This is a genomic window from Rhodococcus zopfii NBRC 100606 = JCM 9919 (genome assembly GCF_001895025.1).
Lineage (GTDB): Bacteria > Actinomycetota > Actinomycetes > Mycobacteriales > Mycobacteriaceae > Rhodococcus > Rhodococcus zopfii.
The window spans coordinates 61,623-77,522 of record NZ_BCXI01000039.1; the positions used below are offsets into that span (position 1 = coordinate 61,623).

16 protein-coding genes and 6 tRNA genes are annotated in these 15,900 nt (G+C 68.0%); 6 read left to right on the forward strand and 16 right to left on the reverse strand.

The window, feature by feature from the left end; all coding sequences use genetic code 11:
* Positions 1-70: 70 nt before the first annotated feature.
* From ruvB to RZ1_RS22525, 15 genes are all read right to left on the reverse strand, one after another.
* Complete coding sequence (gene ruvB / locus RZ1_RS22455) at positions 71-1,186, reverse strand: Holliday junction branch migration DNA helicase RuvB (protein ID WP_072814732.1); 1,116 nt, start codon at positions 1,184-1,186, stop codon at positions 71-73.
* Positions 1,183-1,779 carry a Holliday junction branch migration protein RuvA gene (gene ruvA, locus RZ1_RS22460; RefSeq protein ID WP_072814733.1) on the reverse strand — a complete coding sequence of 199 codons (597 nt, stop codon included), beginning with the start codon at positions 1,777-1,779 and terminating at the stop codon, positions 1,183-1,185. The genes ruvB and ruvA overlap by 4 nt, the downstream gene beginning before the upstream one ends.
* Complete coding sequence (gene ruvC, locus RZ1_RS22465; protein WP_072814764.1) at positions 1,776-2,354, reverse strand: crossover junction endodeoxyribonuclease RuvC; 579 nt, start codon at positions 2,352-2,354, stop codon at positions 1,776-1,778. Before ruvC ends, ruvA begins: the two co-directional genes overlap by 4 nt.
* 101 nt (positions 2,355-2,455) lie before the next feature.
* Entirely contained in the window at positions 2,456-3,208 is a 753-nt protein-coding gene (locus tag RZ1_RS22470; RefSeq protein ID WP_072814734.1) for a YebC/PmpR family DNA-binding transcriptional regulator, read from the reverse strand.
* Positions 3,209-3,281: 73 nt separating this feature from the next.
* Positions 3,282-3,890: a pyridoxal 5'-phosphate synthase glutaminase subunit PdxT gene (pdxT, locus tag RZ1_RS22475; RefSeq protein ID WP_174565231.1), complete on the reverse strand. Its 609-nt coding sequence runs from the start codon at positions 3,888-3,890 to the stop codon at positions 3,282-3,284.
* A 52-nt stretch (positions 3,891-3,942) separates the two neighbouring features.
* Entirely contained in the window at positions 3,943-4,764 is an 822-nt protein-coding gene (locus RZ1_RS22480; protein WP_072814735.1) for an acyl-CoA thioesterase, read from the reverse strand.
* Positions 4,765-4,887: 123 nt separating this feature from the next.
* The gene (gene pdxS, locus RZ1_RS22485) at positions 4,888-5,790 is read right to left on the reverse strand and encodes a pyridoxal 5'-phosphate synthase lyase subunit PdxS (RefSeq protein WP_072814736.1); all 903 of its coding nucleotides are present in this window, start codon (positions 5,788-5,790) and stop codon (positions 4,888-4,890) included.
* 190 nt (positions 5,791-5,980) lie between these two features.
* The gene (locus RZ1_RS22490) at positions 5,981-7,000 is read right to left on the reverse strand and encodes an NUDIX hydrolase (protein ID WP_072814737.1); all 1,020 of its coding nucleotides are present in this window, start codon (positions 6,998-7,000) and stop codon (positions 5,981-5,983) included.
* Positions 6,997-8,124, reverse strand: coding sequence for a glycosyltransferase family 4 protein (locus RZ1_RS22495; protein WP_072814738.1), 1,128 nt, complete (start codon positions 8,122-8,124; stop codon positions 6,997-6,999). The genes RZ1_RS22490 and RZ1_RS22495 overlap by 4 nt, the downstream gene beginning before the upstream one ends.
* Positions 8,125-9,027 (reverse strand): phosphatidylinositol mannoside acyltransferase, encoded by a 903-nt coding sequence (locus RZ1_RS22500; protein ID WP_072814739.1) that lies wholly within the window; start codon positions 9,025-9,027, stop codon positions 8,125-8,127. It abuts the gene before it with no gap.
* Positions 9,024-9,683: a phosphatidylinositol phosphate synthase gene (pgsA, locus tag RZ1_RS22505; protein WP_072814740.1), complete on the reverse strand. Its 660-nt coding sequence runs from the start codon at positions 9,681-9,683 to the stop codon at positions 9,024-9,026. Before pgsA ends, RZ1_RS22500 begins: the two co-directional genes overlap by 4 nt.
* Positions 9,684-9,804: 121 nt before the next feature.
* On the reverse strand, positions 9,805-10,368 hold the full coding sequence (locus RZ1_RS22510; protein ID WP_072814741.1) for an ATP adenylyltransferase: 564 nt from the start codon (positions 10,366-10,368) through the stop codon (positions 9,805-9,807).
* Positions 10,365-12,431: a threonine--tRNA ligase gene (gene thrS / locus RZ1_RS22515; RefSeq protein WP_072814742.1), complete on the reverse strand. Its 2,067-nt coding sequence runs from the start codon at positions 12,429-12,431 to the stop codon at positions 10,365-10,367. The genes RZ1_RS22510 and thrS overlap by 4 nt, the downstream gene beginning before the upstream one ends.
* A gap of 139 nt (positions 12,432-12,570) precedes the next feature.
* Complete coding sequence (locus tag RZ1_RS31900) at positions 12,571-13,170, reverse strand: DUF742 domain-containing protein (RefSeq protein WP_072814743.1); 600 nt, start codon at positions 13,168-13,170, stop codon at positions 12,571-12,573.
* Between the two features lie 202 nt (positions 13,171-13,372).
* Positions 13,373-13,444 (reverse strand) — tRNA-Val (locus RZ1_RS22525).
* A 399-nt stretch (positions 13,445-13,843) separates the two neighbouring features.
* Between RZ1_RS22525 and RZ1_RS22530 the strand changes: the two genes are divergently transcribed.
* The 5 genes from RZ1_RS22530 to RZ1_RS22550 all read left to right on the forward strand — a co-directional run bounded on the left by RZ1_RS22530 (position 13,844) and on the right by RZ1_RS22550 (position 14,303).
* Positions 13,844-13,916, forward strand: a tRNA-Gly gene (locus RZ1_RS22530).
* Between the two features lie 25 nt (positions 13,917-13,941).
* Positions 13,942-14,012: transfer RNA gene (locus tag RZ1_RS22535), tRNA-Cys, on the forward strand.
* A gap of 1 nt (position 14,013) precedes the next feature.
* A tRNA-Val gene (locus RZ1_RS22540) sits at positions 14,014-14,088 on the forward strand.
* Between the two features lie 44 nt (positions 14,089-14,132).
* Positions 14,133-14,208 (forward strand) — tRNA-Gly (locus tag RZ1_RS22545).
* A 20-nt stretch (positions 14,209-14,228) separates the two neighbouring features.
* Positions 14,229-14,303: transfer RNA gene (locus tag RZ1_RS22550), tRNA-Val, on the forward strand.
* Between the two features lie 116 nt (positions 14,304-14,419).
* Here the strand turns inward: RZ1_RS22550 and RZ1_RS22555 are convergent.
* Complete coding sequence (locus RZ1_RS22555; protein ID WP_072814744.1) at positions 14,420-14,953, reverse strand: 2-isopropylmalate synthase; 534 nt, start codon at positions 14,951-14,953, stop codon at positions 14,420-14,422.
* A gap of 372 nt (positions 14,954-15,325) precedes the next feature.
* On the opposite strand from RZ1_RS22555, the gene RZ1_RS22560 reads away from it, so the two are divergent.
* Complete coding sequence (locus RZ1_RS22560; RefSeq protein WP_072814745.1) at positions 15,326-15,880, forward strand: GNAT family N-acetyltransferase; 555 nt, start codon at positions 15,326-15,328, stop codon at positions 15,878-15,880.
* The last annotated feature ends 20 nt before the right edge of the window (positions 15,881-15,900 follow it).

A 15,900-nucleotide genomic window follows, 5' to 3' on the forward strand; every position in this document is an offset into this window, starting at 1 on the left:
GGACCGACGCAGTAGACCAGTGTGCCATCACTCGCCGCACTGCCGGTGAGCCCGTCGCCGCTCGGTACGATCAGTCGCCGTCGAGCAGGTCGAGCTGCGGTTCACGGGCTCGCACCTCGATGCCGCCCGTCGCGGCCTCGGGTGGTGGAGCCAGACCGAGCTGCAGCCACGCGGCCTGCGTCGCGACCCGGCCGCGCGGGGTGCGGGCGATCATTCCCGCGCGCACCAGGAACGGTTCGCACACTTCCTCGACGGTGGCCGGTTCCTCACCGACCGCGACCGCCAGGGTGGACACCCCCACCGGTCCTCCCCCGAAACTGCGTACCAGGGCTCCGAGCACCGCACGGTCCAACCGGTCCAGGCCGATCGGATCCACGTCGTAGACGGCGAGCGCCGCCTGGGCGATCTCGCGGGTGACGACACCGTCGGCACGCACGTCCGCGTAGTCGCGGACACGACGCAGCAGCCGGTTCGCGATGCGGGGCGTGCCGCGGGAACGGCCGGCGATCTCCGCACCGGCATCGTCACGCAGGTCGATGCCGAGCAGTCGCGCCGAACGATGCAGGATCCGCTCCAGTTCGGCGGGTTCGTAGAAGTCCATGTGCGCGGTGAAACCGAAACGGTCGCGCAGCGGACCGGTCAACGCGCCGGATCGGGTGGTCGCGCCGACGAGCGTGAACGGGGCGACCTCGAGCGGGATGGACGTGGCACCCGGACCCTTGCCGACGACGACGTCGACGCGGAAGTCCTCCATTGCGAGGTACAGCATCTCCTCGGCGGGCCGCGCGATGCGGTGGATCTCGTCGATGAACAGCACGTCACCCTCGGCGAGGTTGGACAGCATCGCGGCGAGGTCGCCGGCGCGTTCGAGCGCCGGTCCGGACGTGAGCCGCAGCGAGGTGCCGAGTTCCGCCGCGATGATCATCGCCATCGAGGTCTTACCGAGGCCGGGCGGTCCCGACAGCAGAATATGGTCCGGCGTGCCGCCGCGCAGTTTCGCCGCACGCAACACCAGCTGGAGTTGTTCGCGCACCCGCGGCTGTCCGATGAAGTCGTCGAGACTCTTCGGCCGCAGACTCGTCTCGATGTCACTGTCGGACGGCAGGTGCTCGGCGGTCACCGGCGACGGCTCGTCCCGGTCGGCGGCTGGGCGAGCGCGGTCGAACTCCTGATATTCGTCGGTCACCGCGACCTACCGAGCAGCTTGAGCGCGGCGCGCAGCGCCGTGGACACCTCCGCGCCCGGGTCGTCCGCGAGCACGGTATCGGTGGCCGGTTCAGCCTGCTTCGCGGTGAATCCGAGCCCGACCAGCGCCTCGACGATCTGCTCGCGGATCGGCGAGCCGGAAGCCGCCGGAACCGTGTCCCCGGCACCCGCGAACGCCGCGACCTTGTCGCGCAATTCGACGATCATGCGTTCGGCGCCGCGTTTGCCGATGCCCGGAACGCGGGTGAGGGCCGCGGTGTTGCCGTCGGCGAGCGCGGCGCGCAGCGCGTCCGGTTCCAGCACGGCGAGTGTGGCCATCGCCAGTCGCGGGCCGACCCCGGACACTGTCTGCAGCAACCCGAACAACTCGCGGGCCTCCGTGTTCGCGAACCCGTAGAGCGTCATCGAGTCCTCGCGCACGATCATCGCCGTGACGAGCCGGGTTTCGTCCCCGCGGCGCAGAGTGCCGAGCGTCGCCGGTGTCGCATTGACCCGATAGCCGAGTCCGCCGGCCTCGATCACGACATGGTCGAGGGCGATCTCCAGCACCTCGCCGCGCACCGACCCGATCACTGGCCACCCGCCTTCCGGGCTGCCGCCTGTGCGCGCAGCCGCTCTTCGTATCGTCGTTTCTGCGCGGCGGCCATGGCCTCGGCCGCGGCGAGGCGCGCAAGCATCGGTGCGCGCCAGCAGTGCGCGACGGCCAGGGCCAGCGCATCCGCGGCATCCGCCGGTTTCGGCGCCGTCTCGAGCTCGAGAATGCGGGTGATCATGGCGGTCACTTGCTTCTTGCCGGCGCTGCCGTTGCCCGTCACGGCGGCCTTGACCTCGCTCGGGGTGTGGAACATGACGGGAATCGAGCGGCGGGCCGCGGCGAGGGCCACGACACCACCCGCCTGCGCGGTCCCCATCGCGGTGCGCACGTTGTGCTGGGCGAAGACGCGTTCGACGGCGACGACATCCGGCCGGTAACGGTCCATCCACTCCTCGGCGGATTCGGAGATCCGCAACAGGCGCTGCGCGAGATCGAGGTCGGTGGGGGTGCGTACCACCCCGACGGCGACCGGTAGGACCTCCCGGCCGCGTCCGGAGTCGACCACGCCGAGCCCGCAGCGGGTCAGGCCGGGATCGACACCCATGACACGCACCCGACCACCTCTCACCGCCACGAACACCTGTTCGAGAGCATAGCCGTCGGGGCTGCGCATCGGCAGTCCGACACGCAGCCCCGGAGGCACGAAGCCTGCGATCAGTCCTCGAGCTCGGCAAGCACCTCGTCGGAGACGTCGACGTTGGTGTACACGTTCTGGACGTCGTCGCAGTCCTCGAGCGCGTCGACCAGCTTGAAGACCTTGCGGGCGCCGTCGGCGTCGACGGGCACCTCCACCGAGGCCCGGAAGTCCGGGTCCGCCGAGTCGTAGTCGATACCGGCGTCGACCAGCGCGGTCCGCACCGGGATCAGATCGGAGGCTTCGGACACGATCTCGAAGCTCTCGCCCAGGTCGTTGATCTCCTCGGCCCCGGCCTCGAGGACAACCTCGAGGATCTCGTCGTCGGAACGGCCGTTCTTCTCCAGCACGACAACGCCCTTGCGGGTGAACAGGTACGACACCGAACCCGGGTCGGCCATGTTGCCGCCGTTGCGGGTCATCGCGGTGCGCACCTCACCGGCCGCGCGGTTGCGGTTGTCGGTCAGGCACTCGATGAGGATGGCGACACCGTTGGGGCCGTAGCCCTCGTAGGTGATGGTCTGCCAGTCGGCGCCGCCCGCCTCTTCACCACCGCCGCGCTTGCGGGCGCGTTCGATGTTGTCGTTGGGGACCGAGCTCTTCTTCGCCTTCTGGATCGCGTCGTACAGCGTCGGGTTGCCCGAGGGGTCACTGCCACCCGTCCGGGCCGCCACCTCGATGTTCTTGATCAGCTTCGCGAACATCTTGCCGCGCTTGGCGTCGATGACCGCCTTCTTGTGCTTGGTGGTGGCCCATTTGGAGTGGCCGCTCATTCGCTTCGAGCCCCTTCCGGCGAGGTGATGTCGGCATGCGCCGACAGGTCGGAACGTAGATTCTACTCCCGGACTACCCGGCTTTCCGGACGGCGTCCACGAACATGCGGTGCACCCGCAGGTCCCCGGTGACCTCGGGATGGAACGAGGTCGCCATCACCACCCCCTGACGCACCGCGACGACCCGCCCCGCCGCGGGACCGTCGGGCACCGCGGCGAGCACTTCCACACCGGCGCCGACCTTCTCGACCCAGGGTGCGCGGATGAACACCGCACGCACCGGCCCGTCGTCGATACCGAGAACCTCGAGGTCCGTCTCGAACGAGTCCACCTGGCGGCCGAAAGCGTTGCGGCGCACCGTGATGTCGAGCGCGTCGAGATGCTCGGCGTCGGGCCGGGTATCCAGGACCTCCGAGGCGAGGAGGATCATGCCCGCGCACGAACCGAACGCGGGCAGACCGTCCCGCAGCCGGTCACGCAGCGGCTCGAGCAGGTCGAACACCTGCAACAAGCGGCTCATCGTCGTCGATTCGCCGCCGGGGATCACCACACCGTCGACGCGGTCGAGTTCGCTCTCGCGACGCAGCGCGATCGTGTGTGCGCCGGCCGCGCCGAGTGCGGCCCGGTGCTCGCGGACGTCGCCCTGCAACGCCAGCACGCCGATGGTCGGTGTGGAGCCCACGGAAAGTACCTACCTGTTCGTTGTGCCGCCGGGTGTCCCCGGCGGGATGTGTTCACGAATCGCGCAGGTAACGGGTCAGTCCTTCCTGCACGACCGCGGCGACCATGTTGCCGTTCCGGTCGAAGATCCGGCCCTGCGTCAGGGCGCGCCCGAACCCGGCGGACGGGGACGTCTGGTCGTAGAGCAGCCAGTCGTCGGCGCGGAAGGGACGCATGAACCACATCGCGTGGTCGAGGGATGCACCCTGTGTCTTCTCGTCGGGATGGCCGACACTCGCGGATCCGAGCAACGTCATGTCACTCATGTAGGCAAGGGTGCACACGTGGAAGACCGGGTCGTCCGGCAACGCTTCCCGCGAGCGGAACCACACCTGCTGCTGCGCCGCCCAGCGGCGCGAGGTGTCCATCTGCTCGGGCGGAACGAACCGGAACTCCCATTCGGCCCATTCGATCCGGGCCCAGCGCACCGTCTGATCGTCCACCAGGTCCGGGTCGGGCAGATCCTCGGGCATCGGGACCCGCGGCATCGTGTCCTGATGCTCGATCCCCCGGTCCTCCCCGTGGAACGACGCCGACATCGTGAAGATCGCCTTGCCGTCCTGCACCGCGGTCACCCGACGGGTACAGAACGAGCGGCCGTCGCGGATCCGGTCGACGAGATAGACGATCTGCATCGTCGGATTGCCCGGCCTCAGGAAATAGCCGTGCAGCGAATGCACCCCGAACCCGGGGTCCACGGTCCGCACCGCCGAGACCAGAGCCTGGCCCGCGACCTGTCCTCCGAACGTCCGCGGCAGCAACGTCTCCGTCGCGATACCTCGGAAGATGTCGTTCTCGATCTGCTCGAGCGCCAGGATCTCTTCGATCTTCGCCATACGGGCCCCTTCCATTGTGCGGTTCAGGCTATAACGCCTCCCTCACCGCACGGTGATGGGAACCTTCACACGCGGTCAGACCGGATATCGGTTCCCATCACCCCGGGGATCACGGGCGGCAGGTCACCAGCCGCGCTCGGCGAGACGGTGCGGCTGCGGGATGTCGTCGACGTTGATGCCGACCATCGCCTCACCGAGACCGCGGGAAACCTTCGCGAGCACATCCGGATCGTCGAAGAAGGTGGTGGCCTTGACGATTGCCGCGGCACGCTGCGCCGGGTTACCGGACTTGAAGATACCCGAACCGACGAAGACGCCCTCGGCGCCGAGCTGCATCATCATCGCGGCGTCCGCGGGAGTCGCGATACCGCCGGCGGTGAACAACGTGACGGGCAGCTTGCCGGCCTCGGCGACCTCGACGACCAGATCGTACGGCGCCTGCAGTTCCTTCGCCGCGACGTACAGCTCGTCCTCGGGCAGCGACGTGAGCCGGCGGATCTCCTGCCGGATCTTCCGCATGTGGGTGGTGGCGTTCGAGACGTCGCCGGTGCCGGCCTCGCCCTTCGAACGGATCATCGCAGCACCCTCGTTGATGCGACGCAGCGCCTCACCGAGATTCGTGGCGCCACACACGAAGGGCACCGTGAAAGCGAACTTGTCGATGTGGTTCTCGTAGTCGGCCGGGGTCAGAACCTCGGACTCGTCGATGTAGTCCACACCGAGGGACTGCAGGATCTGCGCCTCGACGAAGTGACCGATGCGAGCCTTGGCCATCACCGGAATCGACACGGCCGAGATGATGCCGTCGATCATGTCCGGGTCGCTCATACGGGACACCCCGCCCTGGGCGCGGATGTCGGCGGGCACCCGCTCGAGCGCCATGACCGCGACGGCGCCCGCATCCTCGGCGATCTTTGCCTGCTCGGGAGTGACGACGTCCATGATCACGCCGCCCTTGAGCATCTCGGCCATGCCGCGCTTGACGCGTGCCGTGCCGGTCGTGGGGGCGGATTCGGGGGTGCTCACAATGAACTCCTACACGTGCGGACCACAAATCTGAAGCCACCGGAGACACCTGGTCCTCGACGGGTTCCGTGGCGAGAAGAGCCTATGACCGCACCCGGCCGGTCACCGATAGCCAGTCGCGGGGACCTGGCCTTGTGGGCCGCGTCACCCCGACGCGACCGTCCGGTCACCGAATCGCGCGAACCTCCGGTCACCGAATCGCGCGAACCTCCGGTTCGGTGCGCCGCACGGCGACGTCCCGGGCCTCGCCGAGCAGCTCCGGCAGGTCCTGCGGATACACCGGTTCGCCGCGCTGCTGCAACCCCCGGATCTCGTCGGCGGTGAACCAGCGATGCTCGAGCCCCATTGCGCGCTCGAGATCGGTGAAGCCCGCGTCGCCGGCCACGAACACCGGCGCCTGCAACGCGAAGAACAGCTCCTCCGAGCGGATCACCTCACCGTTGAACGGGAACACCGCGACGCGACGCCACATCGGACCGGTGAGCCGATCCGGCTCGGTGACCAGACCGGTTTCCTCCTTCAGCTCCCGTACCGCAGCAGCACGCAGCGACTCCCCCACTTCGACGACGCCGCCGACGGTGAACCAGAAGTGCACGTCCGGAGTGGTCGGATCGTTTCCGCGCAGCAACAGCACCCGGCCCTCCTCGTCGAACAGCACGACCCGCGCCGAAGTGCGGGTCTCGTCCGGCACCTGTGAGGACTGCGCGGACGCATCGGCGCGTTCGGCGATCTCGAAGAACGTCGGCAGCGGCGCGGTGCCGCCGAGGTGCAGCCACCGCACCGGACGCCGGGTGCGCAGCGCCAGGGTGTCGCGAACCGCATCGTTGTGGAACCGCCGGGCGATCATGACGCGGGCCTCCGCGTCGGCCAGCTCGGCGACCAGCTGGGGTCGCAGCCGTCCGCTGTCGATCGTCGTGAGCATCGACGACAGCGCGTTCTCGGTGGCCTCCCGGTGCTCCCGGTCCGAGCGTTCGGCACGATCGGCGAGCGTGGCGAGCCGTTTGCCGTCCCCGGACGGAACCGACGCGGCGATGCTACGCACCACGACGGCCCGCCGCGCCAGCGCCGCATCCAGCGCCTGCCACGACAGGTCCGAGCGCACGTGAAGCCGATCGAGCCGGTTCGCGGTCGTGTAGGCCCACAGACCGACCCCGGCGACGACCGCCATGATCACGGCGAGGACCAGGATCGTCATCGCACTGAGTGTCACGAGCGGACCTCCCTGACCCGTCCGGCCCCGACCGTCACCGTCTCGTACACCCGCAGGATCTGCTCGGCGACCACCGGCCAGTCGTAGGTTCCGACCACCGACGAAGCCTCGGCGACCAGATCCGCGCGACGGACGTCGTTGTCGAGAACCCCCAGGATGCCCGCGGCGAGGGCGTCGGAGTCTCCGACCGGAACCAGTACGCCCGCGCGACCGTCGCGCAGCACCCGCCGGAACGCGTCGAGTTCACTGGCGACGACCGCGGTCCCGGCTGCCATCGCCTCGACCAGCACGATCCCGAAACTCTCCCCACCGAGGTTCGGGGCGCAGTACACGTCGGCGCTGCGCATCGCCGACGCCTTCTCGGAATCGCTGACCTGCCCGAGCAGCCGAAGGTGCCGGGCATGACGTCCGGCCTCCTTGCGGAGCTTGTCCTCGTCGCCGCGACCGACGACGAGCACCTCGAGATCGGGATACTGCTCGACGAGCGTCGGCAGCGCGCCGAGCAGCACCTCCATGCCCTTGCGGGGTTCGTCGTAGCGGCCCAGGAACAGCACCGTCCGACCGGCCCGCGGATAGCCGGGCAACAGCGGGGCGTGCGCGAAGAACGGCACGTCGACGCCGTTGGGGATCTCCACGGCGTCACCGCCCAGCGAGGTCACCTGCCAGCGGCGCGCCAACTCCGACACCGCGATTCGGCCGCTGATCTTCTCCAGATACGGCTGCAGCACCCCTTGGAACGTGCTGAGCACGAGCGATTTCGTCGTCGAGGTGTGAAACGTCGCGACGATCGGGCCCTCGGCGATCTTCATCGCCAGCATCGACAGGCTCGGCGCGTTCGGCTCGTGGATGTGCAAGACGTCGAAGTCGTTGTCGTTGATCCAGCGCCGCACCCGGGCGTAGGACACCGGCCCGAAGCTGAGCCGCGCCACCGAACCGTTGTACGGGATAGCGACAGCCCGGCCGGCGGACACCACGAACGGCGGTAACACCGTGTCCTCGGAGGCCGGCGCGAGCACGCTGACCTTGTGGCCTCGTTCGATCAGCACCTGGGCCAGATCGACGACGTGTGCTTGTACCCCGCCCGGTACGTCGAACGAATACGGGCAGACCATGCCGATCCTCAACTACGCCTCCATTCGGGCGCGACGCTCGGCCGACAGGTCGTCGAGCCACAGCGGCTGCAGCATGTGCCAGTCTTCCGGGTGGGCGGCGATATCGGCGGCGAACCGGTTTGCGAGCGCCTGGGTGGCATCCGCGAGTCCGCCGGCCACATCGACCTCCGGATGTACCTGGAACCCCCAGCCGTCGTCGGTGAACCAGCAGTGCACCGGCAACAGCGCGGCACCGGTCTCGATGGCGAGCTTCGCGGGACCGGCCGGCATCCGGGTGGGCTCGCCGAAGAACGTGACCGGTACACCCTTGCGGGCCAGGTCGCGCTCGCCGAGCAGACACACGATCCGATTGTCACGCAGTCGGGCGGAGAGTTCGACGAACGGCGGGCTCTCACCCCCCGAAAGCGGAAACACCTCGAACCCGAGATGCTCCCGATAATCGACGAAACGCTGGTACAGCGATTCGGGCCGCAGCCGCTCCGCGACCGTCGAGAACTGCCCGTAGGTGCGTGCGCACCAGACCCCGGCCATGTCCCAGTTGCCGCTGTGCGGCAGCGCAAGGATCGCGCCGCGACCGGCGGCCAGCGCCTTTTCGATGTGTTCGCGTCCGTCGATCGACGAGTCGACGGCGGCCGCGGTCGCGTCGAGGTCCATCGACGGCAACCGGAACGCCTCGCGCCAGTACCGCGCGTACGACCGCACCGACCGGCGGATCAGGTCGTCGGGCACGTGCTCGGGGGCGACGCCGAGCACGCGGGCGAGGTTGCGCCGCAGCTGCTCCGGTCCCCCACGTCGACGCGCCGCGATGTCGGCGCCGGCGTCGAACAGGGCTCGCGCGACCGGCTCCGGCAGCGCGCGCACGAGCCGCCATCCGGCGCCGTAGCCGAGGTCGGCCAGGCGCTCGGCGGACGTCATGCGACCTCGCCGTCGGTACCGGGAGCCGGTGCCGGTGACATCGGCAGCAATTCCCGGGCACCGGGTGACCGGCGCACGGCGAGGACCCGCTGAAAAACGGTGATCACGGAACCGACCACGAGGAGCCACATCGCGACGTGGATGGCCCCGCCGATGCCGAGACCGGTCAAGCCGGCCCCGACGAGCACGATGACCAGCCGGTCGGGTCGCTCGATCAGGCCGCCGTCGGCGGACAGACCGCTCGCCTCCGCCCGCGCTTTCGCATACGAGATGACCTGCGACAACACGAGGCAGATCAGCGTGGCGACGAACAACGGGCGGCTCTGTTCGTCGTAGACCGCCCACCACGCCAGGCCCGCGAAGATCGCGCCGTCGGCGACGCGGTCGCAGGTGGCGTCGAGAACCGCGCCGAACCGGGTTCCCCCGCCGCGGGCCCTGGCCATGGCCCCGTCGAGCATGTCGAACATCACGAACAGCCAGATCACCATCGCGCCCCAGAACAGCTGTCCCATCGGGAACAGTGTCAGGGCGGCGGCGATCGTCGCGACCGTGCCGATCAACGTCACCGCGTCGGGGGTCAGGCCGGTGCGGATCAGTGCCCTGCCGAGCGGCGCGGTGACCTTCGACACCGATGCGCGCCCGAAGAAGCTCAGCATCTCGCGACCCCCGTTTCCCGGTCTGTTCGTCCCGTTCGGGACTCGATCCTGCCACGACCCCCTGCCGTCCGTTCACTGCGCACGCCGAACCCACGTGGGCCGCGTTCACGGGTGAACGAGGTCACTCGTCCCATGCGGTGGCCAACAGTGCCCGCGTGTCGCGCAGCAACTGCACCATCACCTTCGATCCCCCGAGGACCGTGATGAAGTTGGCGTCGCCGCCCCACCGCGGAACCACGTGCAGGTGCAGGTGCTCGGAAAGCGAACCTCCCGCTGCCGCACCGAGATTGAGGCCGACATTGAAGCCGTGGGGTCGCGACACCCTCTTGATGACCTTCAGCGCGCGCTGCGCGAACGCCATCAGCTCGGCGCTCTCCTCGAGCGTCAGATCCTCGAGGTTCGCGACCCGCCGATACGGCACCACCATCAGGTGCCCCGGGTTGTACGGGTACAGGTTGAGCACCGCATAGACGAACTCGCCGCGCGCGACGACGAGCCCCTCCTCGTCGGTCATCTTCGGGATGTCGGTGAACGGCTCGTACGGACCGTCCTCCGCCCGAGGCGATTCGGTGATGTACGACATGCGGTGCGGCGACCACAACCGCTGCAGATGGTCGGATTCGCCGACCCCCCGGTCGACGAGCGCGTCGGCCTCGGCGGGGCCGCCGACCCGGTCGCCGGTCACGACCCGAGCTCCCCGCCGTCGGGCGTGATGAGCGCGGCGGACGGCGACGCGTTCTCCCGGCGCCGGACCCAGTCGACGACGATGCGCACGGCCTCGGCCACCGGTACACCGTTGACCTGGGTGCCGTCGCGGAACCGGAAGCTCACCGCACCGGCCTCGACGTCCCGCTCGCCGGCGAGCAGCATGAACGGCACCTTCTGGGTGGTGTGGTTGCGGATCTTCTTCTGCATGCGGTCGTCACTGAGGTCGACCTCGGCGCGGATGCCTTCGGCCTTCAGCTGCCGCGCGACGTCGAGCAGATGGTCGGCGAAGTTCTCGGCGACCGGGATCCCGACGACCTGCACCGGCGACAGCCACGCCGGGAACGCACCCGCGTAGTGCTCGGTGAGCACACCGAAGAACCGTTCGATCGAACCGAACAGCGCACGGTGGATCATGACGGGGCGGTGCTTGGCGCCGTCGGCCCCGGTGTATTCCAGCTCGAACCGCTCGGGCAGGTTGAAGTCGAGCTGGATCGTCGACATCTGCCAGTTGCGGCCGAGCGCGTCGGTGACCTGGACGGAGATCTTCGGACCGTAGAACGCGGCGCCGCCCGGGTCCGGGACCAGGTGCAGACCGGACGCCTCGGCGACCTCGCGCAGCGTCTCGGTGGCCGTCTCCCACAGCTCGTCGCTGCCGACGAACTTCTTCGGGTTCTTCGTCGACAACTCCAGGTAGTAGTCGTCGAGGCCGTAGTCCTGGAGCAGATCGAGAATGAAGTTCAGGACCGTGGTCAGCTCGTCGCGCATCTGCTCCGGCGTGCAGAAGATGTGCGCGTCGTCCTGCGTCATGCCGCGCACGCGGGTCAGGCCGTGCACGACGCCGGACTTTTCGTAGCGGTAGACGGAGCCGAATTCGAACATCCGCAGCGGCAGCTCCCGGTACGACCGGCCGCGCGAACGGAAGATGAGGTCGTGCATCGGGCAGTTCATGGGCTTGAGGTAGTAGTCCTGGCCCGGCTTGCGGATCGTGCCGTCCTCGTTGAGTTCCTCGTCGATGTGCATCGCGGGGAACATGCCGTCGCGATACCAGTCGAGGTGACCGGACACCTCGTAGAGGTGGCCCTTGGTGATGTGCGGGGTGTTGACGAAGTCGTAACCCGCCTGCACGTGGCGCTCCCGGGAGTAGTTCTCCATCTCCTGACGGATGATGCCGCCCTTGGGATGGAACACCGGCAGGCCCGAGCCGAGTTCGTCGGGGAAGGAGAACAGATCGAGTTCGACGCCGAGCTTGCGGTGGTCACGGCGTTCGGCCTCGGCGAGCAGCTCGAGGTGCCGGTCCAGCGCCTCCCCGGACTCCCAAGCGGTGCCGTAGACGCGCTGCAGGCCGGCGTTGTCCTGGTCGCCGCGCCAGTACGCGGCGGAGCTGCGGGTCAGCTTGAACGCGGAGATGAACTTCGTCGTCGGCAGGTGCGGTCCGCGGCACAGGTCCTTCCACACGACCTCACCCGTGCGCGGGTTCAGGTTGTCGTAGATGGTGAGCTCGGCGCCGCCGACCTCCATGATCTCGGGGTCGTCGATCCCGGATTTGTCGTCGATCAGTTCCAGTTTGAACGGTTCGTTCTTCAGTTCCTCGCGGGCGTCCTCGAGGTTCTCGACGACGCGGCGGGAGAAGCGCTGCGCGTCCTTGACGATCTTCTTCATCCGCTTCTCGAGCTTCGCGAGATCCTCCGGGGTGAAGGGGCGCTCGACCTGGAAGTCGTAGTAGAAGCCGTCCTTGATCGGCGGGCCGATGCCGAGCTTGGCATCGGGGAATTCCTGCTGCACGGCCTGGGCAAGAACGTGTGCTGCGGAGTGTCGGATGACGCTGCGGCCGTCCTCGGTATCGGCGGCGACAGCCTCCACCTCGACGTCCCGGTCGGGCGTCCACGACAGGTCACGCAGGGCACCGTCGGAGTCACGGACGACGACGATCGTGTCGGGTCCCTTCACCGGCAGTCCGGCCTCGCGCACGGCGGCGCCGGCAGTGGTTCCCGCGGGCACCCGGACGAGCGTGGCTGGTTTCGCGGATGCGGGCGTGGTCACTGTGGTGAACTCCTCCGGCTCGATGCCTGACGATGGACGGTGGCCGGTCGCGCGGATGCGCGCGTCGGCAACCTCACCATGCTATCGGCACGGTCCGGTGGCACCGCTATCGGCACGGTAGCGACGGCGCGGGCCGCCGTCAGAGCTCGTTGAGTCCGGTCAGAACCCGTCGGAGCAGGTCCGCGCCGGGGCCGATCCGATCAACGGTCCGGTGCACAGTGAGCTCACCCGAGGCCGCCAGATCGCCGACGAGCACCCGCGCGACGCCCAGTGGAATACCGGCCAGTGCCGCTACCTCCATGATCGAGCGCGGTTGCGAGCACAGCCCGAGCACGACGCGGTGCTCCTCGAGTCCCGGCAGCGACCCGGTGTGCTCGGACGTCGCGACCATCGCCGATGTCGAAACCAGCGCTTCGAGCGGAAGATCCACTTCAGCCCTGGTGCGCCCCTGACTCCGCACGAACGGGCGCACGAACGACGGCGCTTCCTGATCCATTTTCTTGTCCCCCACGAAATTCTCGGACGCCCTGGGGAGCATGGCCCCCACCGCTTCCACAGGATGCCGTTCGGCCAGGTCGTCCGCTACAGGCTCATCATCGACATTCGGCGCTTCGTCGCCGATTTCCGGGACGGATGCGGCGGCGTGTTTCGGAATGTACGTCCGACGTCGTCGGCCGGCAGTGCCGAATCGGGCGCCCGTCGCCCCCACGGCCGGCCATTGATTGTCGGCGACACTCATCTCAGCCCCATCCTCCTCGCGGTGAGAACGATCCTGCCATCAGTCGCACCATCAGGTGAGGTTGCGCAGGTCACACCCGCCACGCCAGCCCCATTATCCCCGTCGAACCCACCCGGAACAGAGCGGCGGGAACGCTGCACGGGGACGAGCGCATACGAAAAAAGCACCCCATCAGGGTGCTTTCGTGATCATGCGATTGTTGTGGTCCCGGCTGGGATCGAACCAGCGACCTCCCCGGTGTGAACGGGACGCTCTTCCACTGAGCCACGGGACCTTGCCGCTTCGCAGCGGCTCGAACGAGAAGGAACACTAACACGACTACCGAGTGAAGACGAATCAGCAGGTCAAACAGCGATTCCGAACGAACGGCGAGACCACCCGCGCCTCCCGCTACCCGGGACCGAGCCCACGCTCACGCGCGCGAGCAACGCGCGTGAGCAATCCAGGCGCCGGAACCGCGCGGCCGAACATCCCACCTCGGTTTCCGCCGGCGGAAACCGAGGTTCGGCCCGAGGGCAACGCCCACCGCCGAGGATTCGGTGCGCGAGCGCCGCGACTGCGCTGGTTCATGTAGCCATTTATGGCCGTTTACCTGCTGATTTGTGCGTTTCGACGATGGTCGACTAATGTTCTCAACCGCACCACGGAGAGCACAACGCCGAACGGTGCGAATGCGGATGTAGCGCAGCTGGTAGCGCATCACCTTGCCAAGGTGAGGGTCGCGGGTTCGAATCCCGTCATCCGCTCGAGAGGTTGGACTCGACCTTTTACGGTGGAGTGGCCGAGTGGTGAGGCAACGGCCTGCAAAGCCGTGCACACGGGTTCGATTCCCGTCTCCACCTCGCGCGATTAGCTCAGCGGGAGAGCGCTTCCCTGACACGGAAGAGGTCACTGGTTCAATCCCAGTATCGCGCACCACGATCGACCTGCACGTGGGTCGATCGGTTGAAAATCACGTGCATGCGGATGTAGCGCAGCTGGTAGCGCATCACCTTGCCAAGGTGAGGGTCGCGGGTTCGAATCCCGTCATCCGCTCCACAACCGGCGTATTCGAGCCGGCGCGATTAGCTCAGCGGGAGAGCGCTTCCCTGACACGGAAGAGGTCACTGGTTCAATCCCAGTATCGCGCACCAGAATACGGCGAAGACCCCCTTCAACCGAAGGGGGTCTTCGTCGTTCGGCAGTTCCGCGACCGGCACACAACCGCCGAACCGGAGGCAGCCGCGCGGCTGCCTCCGGCACTGCTGGATCAGCGCGTGCCGTACAGGCGGTTGATTCCCGCGGTCATGGCCCGCAACGTCGACTCTGCGGCCGTGGCGCCCAGCCCCATCACCCAACCACTTCGCTCGTCGTCGGACTCGCACAGCAGGAACGTCGCGTGAGTATCGCCCATGTCCTGTCGGTGGAACGAACGAATCTCGAGACGGAATCCCAGCTCGTGGATCATTCCGGTCATAGCCGACACCGGCCCGGTCGCCACGGCGGCGCTGCTGTGGACGGTCCCGCCGAGCGCGAACCTGGCCTCATAGGCGCACAGGCCGCCGGCCAGCACGGTGGTGCTCCAGCCCCCCAGACGCAACGGACCGTCCTGCGGCGCGTAGGTCGCCGTGAAATCGGCCCACGACATGCCGGCGGCCTCGGCGCGCAGCGCGAGCGGCAAGACGCGACCGTATCGGGCGGCGAAGGGGTCGAGCGAGGAGAGCCGATCCGCGTCGGTGCAGAAGCCGAAAGGTCGGGTGGCGGCGGGACGGCGATCGGAAGCGAAGGAGGTGAAGGCGTTCATCGAAGGAGGTCTTCCACGAGAAGGGAGGACCGACAGGTAGCTCAACGACCCGCAGCGAGGGGTCGGTCCGAATCAGACCCCGCTACGGCGGTGAACTACGAGTACGCGCTTCATGGGAAGCCACAGTAGAGCGTCGGCGGGTGAAAGGCAACCGGTGATCTCAGCGATACGTGATGTAAACGTGACCGCGGGAAGTGGAACCTGAGGAACCCCTCATGTATCGTCGATGGTGCCATCCCCCCCGATGGTAAATGAACCCCAGCCATGACCCCCCATCCAAGGCTGGGGTTCAGCCATTTCCGGAGTGGATCGACTTCCGGGGTGGATCGAGGCACCGACTGCCGACGCCGGACCGGGTGGTCTACTGGATTCATGTCCACGCCCTCAGTCGAAGAGTCCGCCGTCTCCGTCGCCCAAGCCGGCATCTGGGACACCGAGACACTCGCCGACGTCGCCGCCACCACGTTTCCGCTCGCGTGCCCGCCCGGAGCGAACCGGGACGACATCGCCGCGTTCATCGCTCGGACACTTTCGGCGGAGCGATTCGGTGAGTACCTGACCGATCCGACGCGGATCGTGCTGAAGGCAAGCATCGGCGGCGAGATCGTCGGCTATCTCATGGCGATCGATGCGCCTCCGACCGATCCTCGGATCGCAGCGATGATCACGGTGACACCGGCTGTGGAGATCAGCAAGCTGTACGTGCTTCCCGGCCGCCACGGTACCGGCGTGTCGGCGGCGCTGATGGCCGCGATCGTCGAGCGCGCCGCCGAAAGGGGCCGGGCGGGACTGTGGCTCGGTGTGAACCAGGAGAACGAACGCGCCCAGCGCTTCTACACCAAGCAGGGATTCCGGACGGTCGGCACGCGCACATTCCTGGTGGGTACACAGACCCACCAGGACTACGTCATGCAGCGCGAACTGTGAGATCCGGTCACGGCCCCGCA

What these genes read in the sequence shown, in the direction of transcription:
- RZ1_RS22480 (WP_072814735.1), bottom strand. Translation starts at nt 4,764, where the DNA reads ATGGCGAAGATCGAAGAGATCCTGGCGCTCGAGCAGATCGAGAACGAC.
- RZ1_RS22470 (WP_072814734.1), bottom strand. Translation starts at nt 3,208, where the DNA reads ATGAGCGGCCACTCCAAATGGGCCACCACCAAGCACAAGAAGGCGGTC.
- RZ1_RS31900 (WP_072814743.1), bottom strand. Translation starts at nt 13,170, where the DNA reads ATGAGTGTCGCCGACAATCAATGGCCGGCCGTGGGGGCGACGGGCGCC.
- RZ1_RS22560 (WP_072814745.1), top strand. Translation starts at nt 15,326, where the DNA reads ATGTCCACGCCCTCAGTCGAAGAGTCCGCCGTCTCCGTCGCCCAAGCC.
- RZ1_RS22555 (WP_072814744.1), bottom strand. Translation starts at nt 14,953, where the DNA reads ATGAACGCCTTCACCTCCTTCGCTTCCGATCGCCGTCCCGCCGCCACC.
- RZ1_RS22500 (WP_072814739.1), bottom strand. Translation starts at nt 9,027, where the DNA reads ATGACGTCCGCCGAGCGCCTGGCCGACCTCGGCTACGGCGCCGGATGG.
- pgsA (WP_072814740.1), bottom strand. Translation starts at nt 9,683, where the DNA reads ATGCTGAGCTTCTTCGGGCGCGCATCGGTGTCGAAGGTCACCGCGCCG.